This is a genomic window from Oryzomicrobium sp., from assembly GCF_036820405.1.
In the GTDB taxonomy this organism is placed as follows: Bacteria; Pseudomonadota; Gammaproteobacteria; order Burkholderiales; family Rhodocyclaceae; genus Oryzomicrobium.
Genome location: NZ_DAISLS010000004.1, coordinates 42181 through 55263 on the forward strand (window position 1 = coordinate 42181; position 13083 = coordinate 55263).

Genomic DNA, 13083 nt, shown 5'->3' on the forward strand with positions numbered 1-13083 from the left:
TTCAGCCCTGACTCGGGAAAATCCCGGTCAGGGAAATAATGAAATTGATGCAGGTGCTTGCCATGACGTTGTTGTGGACGCCGTCGTTGCCGGCACGGGAAACAGCGGCGGCCGACATGGCAGTGGGGGCGCTGACCGCGGAAGCGAATTGGTTGAAGATTCCGGCGCCAGGAATGGCACCCAATGGGGAAGAGGACGAGGCTTCACCGCCCGCCTGGATGACATGGGTGTGCTGAGGTAACTCGGACTGGCTCAACCTCACCGTTTCGCTGCCGAACGACTGACCAAGCGCGCGGACGGAACGGCCAGGCCCCTGCCCTTGGCCAAGGGGCAACCGCCCGCGCAGGTCGGGCAGGGCGAAGTTGGCGACCCCGTCCCCGCCATAAGTGGTGCCTAGCAGATAGAACAGGGCTTCGTTCCCGGCGATGGGAATGCGGCTCCCATCGCACAACGCCCATCCCTGGGGGGCGTAGTCCCCGGCAAACATCCGGATCTCGCCAATGAAGGCGTCCATGGTTTCTCCTTGCAGGTGTTTTATTTCAGGCGGCTGAATACGGCTTGGTAGCGAACGCCGCCAGGGGCGCTGCCCATCACTGGGCCGAGAAAGATGAAGAATTGGCCGAGGGCAGGATGGATAACCGCATAGGTGTCATGACGAAGGGGCGTCTCCGCTGTGCCGGTAAAAAACAGCGAGAACCCCTCCTTGGCGGCAGTGCGGGCGTCGTCGACGGACTCCAGGCGCAACGGCAGTTGCCGCCCCGAGGCCAGATCACTGACCAAGAAATCGGTGCCGATGTGCGGCAGGAAGTGCTCAAAGTGTTGAGCGCTCATGGCTGCCCTGTCGCCATGGCCATCGGGGGGCGGATCATGAACAGGTAGACGCCCCGGTCCGCCTCGACCTGGAAACCAAGCCGACGGTAGTACGCCAGGATGGGATTGCTCCGCTCCACGTGCAGGCTGATCCCGGCCTGCTCCCGCTCCGCCTCGTCGATCAAGCGCTGCAACAGCCCTCCGCCGACGCCCAGGCGCCGGTAGTCGCGCAGCAGGGCGATATCCACCACCCGGATGTCGCCCGCCTGGCGATTGACGTACAGCCGGCCGGCCGGCCGGCCGTCAACGACAATCAGGTCGAATGCCGGGTGGTCGTAATTGCGCTGATACTGGGCATGCTGGAAATCGAATTGCTGGCGTAGAAAGCGCTCCCACGCGGCCTCGTCCCAGCCGACCAGCTCCCGCTCCTCATCGCGCGACGAGGCATAGACCTGGAACAGGAATTCCAGGTCGGCGGAAGTAACGGGGCGCAACTCGACATGCGGCGGCAACGGTGTCGCCATGGAAGTCCGTTCAGGAAATCGGAACCGGTCAGACTTGCTCGATCGGCGGAATCGCCGCCGTCAAACACCAAATCCCGCGCAATATCGCTAAAGACTCCCCCTCTGGCAATTCAACCTAAGGCATAGAATCTATATATAAAGTCAGAGGAAGCCGGCTAATAACGCCAAAAATCACCATTTTGGTGCACAAATCCGTGTTTTATTTTTATGACAGGTTCGCCGAAGCGCGATTTCCTGCTCCAAAACGCACCGGCGGCGGGTAGGCCCGGTTGTCAGATCGGCCCATAATGCCGGCCACTGTCGTGGCGGACGCACCCTGGGCCGCCCACGCCTTTCACCACCTTTTCCCCGCCCCACCTCCATGCTCGAATGGCTTTCCGACCCGGCCGTTGGCCTGGGCGGCCTGTTTCTGGTCAGCCTGCTGGCCGCCACCTTGCTGCCCATCGGTTCCGAAGCGTTCTTTCTGGCGTTCGCCTACGCCCACCCGGACACCCTGGCGGCGGCGCTGCTGGTGGCGACCCTGGGCAATACCCTGGGGGGAATGACCTCCTACGCGGCCGGGCGGGTCTTGCCCCACGGGGCGCGTTGGGAACGGTTGCAGCGCGGCGACGGCCCCCTGTCGCCGGCCTGGCTGGCGCGGGTGCACCGCTGGGGCAGCGCCAGCCTGCTGCTGGCCTGGGCGCCGCTGATCGGCGACGGGCTGTGCCTGGTGGCCGGCTGGCTGCGCCTGTCCTGGCCGGCCTGCGCCCTCTACATGGCCGCCGGCAAGGCCGCCCGCTACGGGGTGCTGGCCCTGGGGGCCGGCTGGCTGGCGGGATGATGGCGGCGGCGGGGCGGACGCCCTTGCCCCGAAACGCCCGCCGCCCCGGTTAACCCCATGATGGATAGGGGCTTTGCCGCCTCCGGCGCAGGGGCCGCCGCGGTTTTTCCGCAGCGCAATACTGTAAAATCCTGTTTTTAAGGACTGCGGCGAACGCCACGCACCTCCATGACTGCACGCCTGCGCGAAATCCCCTACAACTACACGTCGTTTTCCGATCGCGAGATCATCATTCGCCTGCTCGGCGAGGAAAACTGGCAGATCGTCGAAGAACTCCGCAGCGAGCGGGTCACCGGCCGCTCTGCCCGGATGCTCTACGAAGTCCTCGGCGACGTGTGGGTGGTCACTCGCAACCCCTATCTGCAGGACGACATGCTCGGCAACCCGGGGCGCAGCAAGGCCCTGGTGGACGCCCTGCGCCACCGCCTGCGCGAGGTGGAAAAGCGCCGCCGCGCCACCGAGAACGAAGATCCGGCCCGCTCCGAGAAGGTGCGCAAGCTGGTGGTGGCCGCCGGCGAGGCGGTGGACCGCTTCGAGCAGTGGTTCGACAAGACCGGCGAGCTGCGCCGCAAGGCCCTCAAGTCCCTGTCCCGCCACACCCGCCGCGACAACATCGCCTTCGACGGCCTGGCCCGGGTGTCCCACGTGACGGACGCCACCGACTGGCGCGTCGAATACCCCTTCGTCGTCCTCTATCCCGATACGGAAGAGGAAATCGGCCCCCTGGTGCGCGACTGCATCGCCCTGGGCCTGACCATCATTCCCCGGGGCGGCGGCACCGGCTACACCGGCGGCGCCGTGCCCCTGTCGCCCTACTCGGTGGTGATCAACACCGAGAAGCTGATCGACATGGGTCCGGTGGAGCACCTGGAACTGCCGGGCGTCGGCCACAAGGTCGCCACGGTGCGCACCGGCGCCGGCGTGGTCACCCGCCGCGTCATGGAACGGGCCGAGGATGCGGACCTGGTGTTCGCCTGCGATCCGACCTCGGCGGATGCCTCCTGCATCGGCGGCAACATCGCCATGAACGCCGGCGGCAAGAAGGCCGTGCTGTGGGGCACCGCCCTCGACAACCTGGCCTGGTGGAAGATGGTCACCCCCGACGGCAACTGGCTGGAGGTGGAGCGGCTCAACCACAACATGTCGAAGATCCACGACCAGGAGCTGGCCACCTTCCGCCTGCGTCGCTTCGACGCGGAAGGCAAGACCCTGCTGGGCGAGGAGTTGCTCGAGATCCCCGGCCAGAAGTTCCGCAAGGTCGGCCTGGGCAAGGACGTCACCGACAAGTTCCTGTCCGGCCTGCCCGGGGTGCAAAAGGAAGGCACCGACGGCATCATCGTCGCCGCCCGTTGGGTGCTGCACAAGATGCCGCCGGTGACCCGCACCGTCTGCCTGGAATTCTTCGGCCAGGTGCGCGAAGCCGTGCCCTCCATCGTCGAGATCACCGACTACTTCAAGCCGGGCGGCGCCGGTGCCCAATCCGGCGTGCTGCTGGCCGGCCTGGAGCACTTGGACGAGCGCTACGTGAAGGCGGTGGGCTACGCCACCAAGGCCAAGCGCCACGGCCGGCCGAAGATGGTGCTGATCGGCGACCTGGTGGGCCACGACGAGGCCGCGGTGATGGCCGCCGCCTCGGAAGTGGTGAAGATGTGCAACCTGCGCGGCGCCGAGGGCTTCATCGCCGTCTCGCCCGAGCTGCGCAAGAAGTTCTGGCTCGACCGTTCGCGCACCGCCGCCATCTCCAAGCACACCAACGCCTTCAAGGTGAACGAGGACGTGGTGATCCCCCTGCCGCGCATGGGTGACTACTGCGACGGCATCGAGCGCATCAACATCGAACTGTCGATCCAGAACAAGCTGGAGCTGTGCGACGCCCTGACCGAGTTCCTGCAAGGCGACCTGCCGGTCAATGCCGGCGATTCGGCCCTGGACAAGGACGTGCTGATCGGCGACCGGCGCGAGGCGGCCCTGGAGCACGTAGCCCAGGTGCGCGCCCGCTGGGAATGGCTGCTGGCCAACCTGGACCTGCCCCTGGCCGAGGCCGAGGCCCGCTTCGCCGAATTCGGCATCAATGCCGGCGAGCTGACCAACCGGGCGGCCAACCCGACCCTGTTCCACCGCTTGCAGGACTATTCGGTGCGGGTGTCGTGGAAGAAGGAGCTGAAGCGCCCCCTGGAAACCATCTTCGACGGCAACGTCTACCGGCCGACCCTGGAAAAGATGGAAGAGGCCCAGAAGGCCGTGCTGCGCGGCCGGGTCTTCGTCGCCCTGCACATGCACGCCGGCGACGGCAACGTGCACACCAACATCCCGGTGAACTCGGACCACTACGCCATGCTGCAGACCGCCAACGCGGCGGTGGACCGCATCATGGCCCTGGCCCGCAGCCTGGGCGGAGTGATCTCCGGCGAGCACGGCATCGGCATCACCAAGCTCGACTACCTGACCGACGCGGAGATGCAGCCGTTCCGCGACTACAAGGCCAAGGTGGACCCGGAAGGCCGCTTCAACAAGGGCAAGCTGTTGCCCGGCGGCAACCTGGTGAACGCCTACACCCCGTCGTTCAACCTGATCGGCCACGAGTCGCTGATCATGGAGAAGTCCGAGATCGGCGGCGTGGCCAACATGATCAAGGACTGCCTGCGCTGCGGTAAGTGCAAGCCGGTGTGCTCGACCCACGTGCCCCGGGCCAACCTGCTCTACTCGCCGCGCAACAAGATCCTCGGCACCGGCCTGCTGATCGAAGCCTTCCTCTACGAGGAACAGACCCGGCGCGGCGTGTCCCTGGCCCACTTCGACGAATTCAACGACGTGGCCGACCACTGCACCATCTGCCACCGCTGCGTGAAGCCCTGCCCGGTGGACATCGACTTCGGCGACGTGTCGGTGGCGATGCGCAACTTCCTGCGCAAGCAGGGCAAGAAGCGCACCGACCCGGGCAAGGCCCTGGCCATGGCCTTCCTCACCATCAAGGACCCGGCCACCATCAAGGCGATGCGCGTCGGCATGATGGACATCGGCTACAAGGCCCAGAACCTGGCCCACAAGGTGGCCAAGTCCCTGGGGCTGATCCAGGAGCAGGTCAAGCATCCGCCCGCCACCCTGGGCACCGCGCCGATCAAGGCCCAGGTGATCCACTTCATCAACAAGCCGATGCCGGGCAACCTGCCCAAGCGCACCTCCCGGGCGCTGCTCGACATCGAGGACGATGCGGTGATCCCGGTGATCCGCAACCCGAAGAAGACCACCGAGGAGTCCGACGCGGTGTTCTACTTCCCCGGCTGCGGCTCGGAGCGCCTGTTCTCCCAAGTGGGCCTGGCCACCCAGGCCATGCTCTACGAGGTCGGCGCCACCACCGTGCTGCCCCCGGGCTACCTGTGCTGCGGCTACCCGCAGACCGCCGCCGGCGAGGAGGACAAGGGCCAGAAGATCACCACCGACAACCGGGTATTGTTCCACCGGGTGGCCAACACCCTCAACTACCTGGACATCAAGACGGTGATCGTCTCCTGCGGCACCTGCATGGATCAGCTGCAGAAGTACGAGTTCGAGAAGATCTTCCCCGGCTGCCGCCTGCTCGACATCCACGAGTACCTGATGGAAAAGGGCGTCAAGGCCGAGGGACTGAGCGGGGTGAAGTACATGTACCACGAGCCCTGCCACACGCCGATGAAGACCCACGCCTCGGCCAAGGTGCTCGAATCGCTGATGGGCGCCCCGGTGCCCCTCAACGACCGCTGCTGCGGCGAATCCGGCACCCTGGCGGTGTCCCGCCCGGACGTGTCCACCCAGGTGCGCTTCCGCAAGCAGGAAGAAATCGAGAAGGGCGCCGCCGCCCTGCGCGGCGACGATGCCGCCGCCAAGGTGAAGATCCTCACCTCCTGCCCGTCCTGCCTGCAGGGCCTCTCCCGTTACCGGGACGACGCCAACCTGGAGGCCGACTACATCGTGGTCGAAATGGCCAAGTCCGCCCTGGGCGACAACTGGATGGCCGACTACGTGCAGAAGGCCAACCAGGGCGGCATCGAGCGGGTGCTGCTGTAAGACGCCGGCCGGAACCAAACCCACTCACGGGGCATCCATTGGATGCCCCGTTTTTTTGCCCCCGACGCCCGTCTGGCGTTCCCCGGCGCAAGGCGGCACAATCTCCCCAACTCCATTTGTGTGAAATATTTCATACTTTCTCCATCCGCCTGCGGACCTTCCCGCCCCCTGGAGGCCCCGATGTCCGTGCCCGACCTGACCTCCCCCAACGCCGCGTCCGCCTACCTGGCCACCCTGCCCCTGGCCGACCCCCTGGCCACCCTGGGCCGCCTCGCCCCCTACATGGACGCCCTGGCCGCGCACGCCCTACCCGCTGCCGCCCAATTCGCGGCGCTGCACGGCGCGGAAGCGCCCCTGGCCCTGGTGGTGGAAGACGCGGAAAAGCGCCTGCGCGGCCGCCCCCTGCCCTTCGCCGAGGCCGAGACCGCCGTCCTCGCCCAGACCCTGGCCTTGCTCGCCGCCTGCGCCGATGCCTGGCGGCGCCTGGCGGACGGGCTGGCCAGCCAGGGCCCCCAACCCGTCGGCGCCCCGGCCCATGCCGAACCGGCGCAGGCCTACGAACGCGCCCTGTTCCACCGCGGCCAGGCCCTGCAAATCGCCCTGCTCGCCCGCAGCGAGCCGCCCGCCGGGCTGTGGCGCCAACTGCACGGCGACTTCGCAGCGGCCGAAGCCGCCGGCGTGGCCGCCCAGGCCTGGCCCGACCGCAAGGGCCGCACCGTAGGGCCGATGCGCCACTACGTGGCCACCCTGCTCATCGACATGGCCAAGCCCGCCTCCCAGAGCTTCCGCGAGCAGCGCCAGACCCAGCGCTGGGCGCGCCGCCTGGCTAAGCTGGCGCCGGTGATGCCGTTGCCCGCAGACGGCGAGCTGCCACCCTTCCTGATCGACCTGCGCGCCGACCGGGGCCTGCGCAGGCAAGGCCGCAACGATGGCGATGCCCGGGGCGCCCTGCGCGTCCTGGACAGCGCCCCCCTGGCCGAGCACCTGCGGCGCCTGAAAAGCCGCCTCAAGGCCGGCCACAGCCCGGCCGAACTCGGCCTGGGCGAGGGACTGGGCGCAGACGAATGCAGCCGCCTGCTTGACCACCTGCGTCCCCCCTGGTCCCAACAGGCCTTGGCCCGGGCCTACGCGCCCGAACCGATCCAGGGCCAGGCCCGACTGATCACCGCCTTCTCCGCCCTGGCCTGGCACCTCGGCCAACTGGCGCCGGATGCCGCCAGGCCGGTGCAGACCCGCAACGACTTCGACCGGCTGGTGGTGTTCGGCAGCAGCGGCAGCCAGGGCACACCCCAGGTGCCAGAAGCCAGCGAATGGGGCGTGATCGAGCAGGGGGCCGAGGCCTGGCGGCTCTTCCACCCGCGGCCACCGGAACGCCTCTTCCACGACCAACTGGTGGCGGTGGCGGATTCCGCCGGCCGCTTCGGTCTCGGCCGGGTTTCCAGCCTGCTGATGGCCTTGGGGGGCGGGCTGGCGGTCAAGGTGCGACGCATCGACGGCCCGGTGGCCGGCGTCCTCGCCCGCTTCGCCGACGGGGGCGAGACCCATCCCGCCCTATGGGTCGGCCATAACGAGCTGCCGGCCCTGCTTCTGCCCCGGGGCGCCTACCGGCGCGGCCGCCTGGCCGACGTACCGCCCCCGGCGGCGGCCGGAAACGGGCGCCAGCAGTGGCGCCTGGAAAGCGTCCTCGCCGCCGGCGCGGACTGCGAACTCGCCGCCGTCCAGCCGGTCTGACTTTCGCCCTCGGATCGGCCTCCGGCGTGATGGATTCCCTTGTCGCCCCGCCGGCCCAGGCATAGAAAAAAGGTATCAAGTCGGCCCGCGGCGTGTGGGCGGGGAGGAATCCCCGCCATTCCCGTGATTCCCACGCTATCCTCCGGCCCCGACCGGCACGGTCCGCGATGGGCGCGGCCGGCATCCACCGGCTTTTTCCGGTGCCCACTTCACGCTTTCCAGGAGCCCCCATGGCCGTCCCCGCCAGCCCGTCCGCCTGCCCCCTGTGCGCCACTCCGGGAGGCCAGCTTCTGGTGGAGAGCCCCGAGTGGCGCATCATCCGTGCCGAGGAACCCGACTACCCGGGCTTCCTGCGGGTGATCTGGTCCCGCCATGCGGGGGAGATGAGCGACCTGGACGACGGCGAACAGCAGCGCCTGATGACGGCGGTGCTGGCCTGCGAACGGGTACTGCGGCGCCTCTACGCCCCCGACAAGGTCAACCTCGCCAGCCTGGGCAACATGGTGCCTCACCTACACTGGCACATCATTCCGCGCTGGCGCGACGACCCCACCTTTCCCGGCGCGATCTGGGCGGCGCGGCGCACCGACGGCGTCGCCCCGGCCCCCCGGCCAGCGGTGGACGACCGCACCCTGGCGGAGGCCCTGAAGGCCGAGCTGGAGCCGGCCAAGGCATAACCCGGGGTATTCCCCACCCGTTCGAGGAACCGGCCATGAACATCGCACTCACCGCGCACCACCCCGCTTCCCCGAACCCACCGAAACCCGCGGGCCTACCCACGATCCCCACCCTGGACGCGGGGCTGGCCCATCTGGCCGCCCTACCCCTGGCCAACCCGGCCCAGGCCCGCCACGACCTGGCCGTGCTGCTGGACAGCCTACGCCACGCCCCCCTGCCGGCAGCGGACTACCTGACCCTGCTCGAACAGGGCCGCATCGCCTTCACCTACCTGCAGGAGGAAATGGCCCGGACCTTCACCGACCGGGCCGTTCCCCTGGGCGAGCGGGAACAGGAAGTGCTCGCCTGGGTTGCCGGGGACTGGCACCGCCTGGCCAGCGCCTATGCTCATTGCGCCCAGGTGGCGCCCGCCGACGACCCCCTGTCGCCGCAGCAGCTGGCCCTGATCCTGCAGCGCTGCCTGTACTGCACCGGCCATGCCCTGTACGACCACTACCGGGCCCGCCGCGAAGCGCCCCCCGGCCTGTGGCTCGATCTGCACGGCTACTACGCCAGCGCCGAGGAGTGGGGAGTGGCAACCCAGCCGGTGGATGAACCCCTGGACCCGGGCCGTGGCTCGACCCACGCCACAGCCACCTATGTGGAAGCCCTGCTGCTCGACCTGGCCGCCCCCTATGGGCTGGATTTGCGCGCCCTGGCCTTCGTGCGCCGCCTGGCCTCGCGCTGGGCGCCCCTGGTGCAGATCGACGCGGTGGAGACCGAAGCCCTGCCCCGCTTCGCAGTCGACCTGTTTGCCGACGCCGGGGTGCGGCCGCTGGCCGATGGCCAGTCGGGGACGGGCCTGCGCCGGCTCGACGTCGGACGCCTTACGGCCCAGTTGCAGCAGACCCAGGTCCAGCTGGCGCAGCGGGTGCAGCCCGCTCAACTCGGACTGGGGGACAACATGATGGCCGACCGCTGCGCCCACCTGATCGGCCAGCTCCATCGCCCCTGGTCCCTCACCGCCGCACCGCGCCGCTTCCGCCGCCTGCCTGCCAGCGGCGAGGCCCGGGTCTGTCGAGGCGGCGATGCCATCTTCCGCCTGCTGGCGGGGCGCGCCTTCGTCCAGCCGGCGACGGCCGTCTATTCGCGCGGGGAATTCGAACGCCTCTATATGTTCCGCCAGCAGGTCGAACCGGCCGCCGGCCTGGCCGGGACGCCCCACCACGACACCCAGGCCACCGAAACCTGGCAGGTCATCAACCACTCCGCTGCGGGATTCCGCCTCAACCGCAACCGCGCCGGACTGCGCCTCAATCACGACCAACTGCTCGCCGTGGTTCCTCCGGACGGCGCCCACTGCCTGCTTGGCCGCACCAGCTGGCTGATGGAAGACCGGGACGGCGGACTGGTGCTGGGGGTGGCGGTGCTGCCCGGCCTGCCGACGGCGGTGGCGCTGCGCCCGGTACCCAGCGGCGGGAACCGGGACCCTTACCAGCCCGGCTTTCTTCTGGCGGGACTGCCGGCCCTTGGCCAGGCGGCCTCCCTGGTGATTCCCAAGGGTTGGTACGTCACCGGCCGCCACCTGGAAGTGGCCGCCGACAACAGCCAGTGGCGGATCAGGCTGACCCGGCTGCTGGAGCAGGGAGGGGATTTCGAGCGGGTTAGTTTTACCGCGGCGGAGTGATGCCACGGCCGGCGGCGGGCTTGCGCCGGCCTCGCCTGCGGCAGCGGATCAGGCAGCCCGGGCGGTGCCGGGCGCCGGCGCCGAAACCAGGCGCGCCGCCGGAATCCTGGCGGTGAAGCGGCTGCCCTTGCCGGGCTCGCTTTCCACTTCCAGCCAGCCCTGGTGCCGGGTCAACACGTGCTTGACGATGGCCAGCCCCAGGCCGGTGCCGCCGGATTCCCGGGAACGGCCCCGGTCCACCCGGTAGAAGCGCTCGGTAAGGCGGGGAATGTGTTGGGGCGGAATGCCGATGCCGGTATCGGCCACGACGAAGGCGGCGCCACCGTCCCCGCCGGCCGCACCATCCACTTTTTGCCAGCGCAGGGCGATGCTTCCCCCTTCCGGGGTGTAGCGCACCGCGTTCGAGGCCAGGTTGCCGAAGGCGCTGCGCAATTCGGTGGTGGCGCCCAGGATGTGGCTGGGGCCGTCCATCTCCAGGGTGATGCGGTGCCGCCCCCCCGACAGGGCCAGGGTATCGGCCTGGACTGCTTCGAGCAGGGGCGCCACGGCCACCGGCTCGACCTCGGCGTTGCTGCCGCCGGTTTCCAGGGCCGACAGGGTGAGCAGGTCGGAAATCAGGTGCTGCATGCGGATCGACTGGTCGTGAGCCAGGCTCAGGTAGTGCTCCACCTGATCCGGGCTCAGGGAACCGTGCAGGTCCTGGAGGGTTTCGATGAAACCCGCGACCACGGTCAGGGGCGTCTTCAGCTCGTGGGAGACGTTGGCGACGAAGTCGCTGCGCATGGTCTCCAGCCGTTCCAGCTTGGTCACGTCGCGCACCAGCAGCAGCTGCCGCTCGCCGGCGTAGGGCACCACCTGGATCTGCAGGCTGGCCCCGTCGGCCCGGGTGTTGCGCAGCACCAGGGGATCGTCGAAGGCGCCGGTATCCAGATAGGCGCTGAAGTCCGGCTGGCGCAGCAGGTTGGTGATGGTCTGGCCCATGTCGGTGCGCTGATTGAGGCCGAGGAACAGCGCCGCCTTGGAGTTCATGCCTTCGATCTGGCGGTGCGGCGACAGGATCACCACCCCGTCGGGCAGGGCCTCGGCGGCGCGGCGGAAGCGCTCCAGGGCCAGGTTCAGGGCCCGCTGCTGCTCGTTGCGGGTGCGCACCCGGCGGTGCAGCCCGATGAACACCTTGTCCCAGATGCCGGAGCCTTCGGGCACCGGCGCATCCAGGGGGCCTTTCAGCCAGCCCATCAGCTTGTGCAACTGCTGCAGATGGTGCAGGCCGAGCAGGACGGTGAGCACCAGTGCCACCCCGAGCCCCCAGGCCGTGCCCAGGGCCAGCCCCACGCCGGTCCCCACCATGGTCAGCAGCAGGGCGGAGAAGAATGCGCCGAACCAGAGGGTTTTCACGATGGCGCCCGGCTTTCCTCAGTCTTGCAGGGAGGAAAAACGGTAGCCGCTGCCGCGCACGGTCTGCACCAGGCCTTCATGGCCGGTGGGTTCGAGGGCGCTGCGTAGGCGGCGGATGTGCACGTCCACCGTGCGCTCTTCGACGAAGACGTGGTCGCCCCATACCTGGTCGAGCAACTGGGTGCGGCTATGCACCCGTTCCGGGTGGGTCATGAAGAAGTGCAGCAGCCGGAATTCGGTGGGCCCCAGCTCCACCGGCCGGCCGTCGCCGGTGACCCGGTGGGTGGCCGGATCAAGCTTAAGGCCGCCGATTTCCACCGAGTCTTCGGTCATCTGCGGGGCGCGGCGGCGCAGCACGGCCTTGATGCGGGCCACCAGCTCCCGGGGCGAGAAGGGCTTGGTGATGTAGTCGTCGGCGCCGGTCTCCAGGCCGAGGATCTTGTCCTGCTCGTCGCTGCGGGCGGTGAGCATGATGATCGGCACGTCCTTGGTGCGCTCCTCGCCGCGCAGCTTGCGGGCGAACTGGATGCCGGACTGGCCGGGCAGCATCCAGTCGAGCAGCACCACGTCGGGCAGGGCGTCGCGCACCAGACGGCCGGCGGTTTCGGCATCGTCGGCGCGCAGCACGTGGTGGCCAGCGTGCTGCAGGTTGGCGGCGATCAGCTCCTGGATCGCGGGTTCGTCTTCGACCACGAGAATGTTGGCGGGCATGACGGTTTCTCGCTCACTACATGAATAATTGGCGGCCAGTCTATTAAAGCCCCGTGACAGATTCGTGACAACGTCACGGCCCGAAGGTGCCATGTTTTTCCAGCGGTTTTGCACAGCCGGGGAGCGGGTGGAGGGTGGCTTTGCGCTAAGATAGGCGCCCCACCGCCCCGGTCCGCCACGGCGGACGGGATATTGCCGTTTTCTCCGCGAGCTTGCCATGGCCGGACTGACCAAAGACACCCCCCTGCCCACCGCCATCACCCTGCACCAGAAGTCCCGAGTGCTGGAAATCGCCTTCGCCGATGGCCGCAGCTTCCAGCTGCCCTATGAATACCTGCGCGTCTATTCGCCCTCGGCCGAGGTGCGCGGCCACGGCCCGGGCCAGGAAAAACTCCAAGCCAACAAGCGCGAGGTAGGCATCGAACGGGTCGAACCGGTGGGCAGCTACGCCCTCAAGCCGGTGTTCTCCGACGGCCACGACAGCGGCCTGTATTCCTGGGACTACCTGTACGAACTGGGAACCAACCAGGAGGCCTGGTGGGCCGACTACCTGGCCAAGCTCGACGCCGCCGGCCTGTCCCGCGATCCCCTGCCGCAAAGCGGTGCCCCTGCCGCCGGCGGCTGCGGTTCCGGCAGTTGCGGCTGCAAGAGCTGATCCTTTGATCCGCCAATCCTCGTTTCCCGCCTTTTCCCGAATTCCAAAT

General features: G+C 68.4%; 11 protein-coding genes. 6 read left to right on the top strand and 5 right to left on the bottom strand.

Translation table 11 applies throughout. The features are described from left to right. Position 1: 1 nt before the first annotated feature. The 3 genes from V7Z98_RS04445 to V7Z98_RS04455 are packed head-to-tail and all read right to left on the bottom strand — an operon-like array spanning position 2 to position 1304. A complete protein-coding gene (locus tag V7Z98_RS04445) occupies positions 2-514 on the bottom strand; it encodes a phage tail protein (protein ID WP_334157137.1) in 513 nt (170 codons plus the stop codon). A 20-nt stretch (positions 515-534) separates the two neighbouring features. Continuing rightward, on the bottom strand, positions 535-831 hold the full coding sequence (locus V7Z98_RS04450) for a DUF6916 family protein (protein WP_334157138.1): 297 nt from the start codon (positions 829-831) through the stop codon (positions 535-537). Then, entirely contained in the window at positions 828-1304 is a 477-nt protein-coding gene (locus V7Z98_RS04455; protein ID WP_334157139.1) for a GNAT family N-acetyltransferase, read from the bottom strand. The genes V7Z98_RS04450 and V7Z98_RS04455 overlap by 4 nt, the downstream gene beginning before the upstream one ends. A gap of 391 nt (positions 1305-1695) precedes the next feature. On the opposite strand from V7Z98_RS04455, the gene V7Z98_RS04460 reads away from it, so the two are divergent. The 5 genes from V7Z98_RS04460 (at position 1696) to V7Z98_RS04480 (ending at position 10273) form a co-directional block, all read left to right on the top strand. Beyond that, entirely contained in the window at positions 1696-2154 is a 459-nt protein-coding gene (locus V7Z98_RS04460; protein ID WP_334157140.1) for a YqaA family protein, read from the top strand. Between the two features lie 168 nt (positions 2155-2322). Next, complete coding sequence (locus V7Z98_RS04465; RefSeq protein WP_334157141.1) at positions 2323-6198, top strand: DUF3683 domain-containing protein; 3876 nt, start codon at positions 2323-2325, stop codon at positions 6196-6198. Positions 6199-6378: 180 nt separating this feature from the next. Further along, positions 6379-7929, top strand: coding sequence for a hypothetical protein (locus V7Z98_RS04470; protein ID WP_334157142.1), 1551 nt, complete (start codon positions 6379-6381; stop codon positions 7927-7929). Positions 7930-8159: 230 nt separating this feature from the next. Next, the gene (locus V7Z98_RS04475) at positions 8160-8606 is read left to right on the top strand and encodes an HIT family protein (RefSeq protein WP_334157143.1); all 447 of its coding nucleotides are present in this window, start codon (positions 8160-8162) and stop codon (positions 8604-8606) included. A gap of 35 nt (positions 8607-8641) precedes the next feature. Beyond that, on the top strand, positions 8642-10273 hold the full coding sequence (locus V7Z98_RS04480) for a hypothetical protein (protein ID WP_334157144.1): 1632 nt from the start codon (positions 8642-8644) through the stop codon (positions 10271-10273). Between the two features lie 48 nt (positions 10274-10321). On the opposite strand, the gene phoR is transcribed toward V7Z98_RS04480, so the two are convergent. Then, entirely contained in the window at positions 10322-11668 is a 1347-nt protein-coding gene (phoR, locus tag V7Z98_RS04485) for a phosphate regulon sensor histidine kinase PhoR (RefSeq protein WP_293261164.1), read from the bottom strand. A gap of 18 nt (positions 11669-11686) precedes the next feature. Next, positions 11687-12379, bottom strand: coding sequence for a phosphate regulon transcriptional regulator PhoB (phoB, locus tag V7Z98_RS04490; RefSeq protein WP_293261161.1), 693 nt, complete (start codon positions 12377-12379; stop codon positions 11687-11689). A gap of 217 nt (positions 12380-12596) precedes the next feature. Here phoB and V7Z98_RS04495 point away from each other — a divergent pair, with 217 nt between their 5' ends. Further along, positions 12597-13034 carry a DUF971 domain-containing protein gene (locus V7Z98_RS04495; RefSeq protein WP_334157145.1) on the top strand — a complete coding sequence of 146 codons (438 nt, stop codon included), beginning with the start codon at positions 12597-12599 and terminating at the stop codon, positions 13032-13034. Positions 13035-13083 lie beyond the last annotated feature (49 nt).

Bases quoted from the DNA above. Each gene is read 5' to 3' on its own strand.
- V7Z98_RS04445 (WP_334157137.1), bottom strand. From the start codon at position 514: ATGGACGCCTTCATTGGCGAGATCCGGATGTTTGCCGGGGACTACGCC.
- V7Z98_RS04450 (WP_334157138.1), bottom strand. From the start codon at position 831: ATGAGCGCTCAACACTTTGAGCACTTCCTGCCGCACATCGGCACCGAT.
- V7Z98_RS04460 (WP_334157140.1), top strand. From the start codon at position 1,696: ATGCTCGAATGGCTTTCCGACCCGGCCGTTGGCCTGGGCGGCCTGTTT.
- V7Z98_RS04465 (WP_334157141.1), top strand. From the start codon at position 2,323: ATGACTGCACGCCTGCGCGAAATCCCCTACAACTACACGTCGTTTTCC.
- V7Z98_RS04470 (WP_334157142.1), top strand. From the start codon at position 6,379: ATGTCCGTGCCCGACCTGACCTCCCCCAACGCCGCGTCCGCCTACCTG.
- V7Z98_RS04475 (WP_334157143.1), top strand. From the start codon at position 8,160: ATGGCCGTCCCCGCCAGCCCGTCCGCCTGCCCCCTGTGCGCCACTCCG.
- V7Z98_RS04480 (WP_334157144.1), top strand. From the start codon at position 8,642: ATGAACATCGCACTCACCGCGCACCACCCCGCTTCCCCGAACCCACCG.
- phoB (WP_293261161.1), bottom strand. From the start codon at position 12,379: ATGCCCGCCAACATTCTCGTGGTCGAAGACGAACCCGCGATCCAGGAG.
- V7Z98_RS04495 (WP_334157145.1), top strand. From the start codon at position 12,597: ATGGCCGGACTGACCAAAGACACCCCCCTGCCCACCGCCATCACCCTG.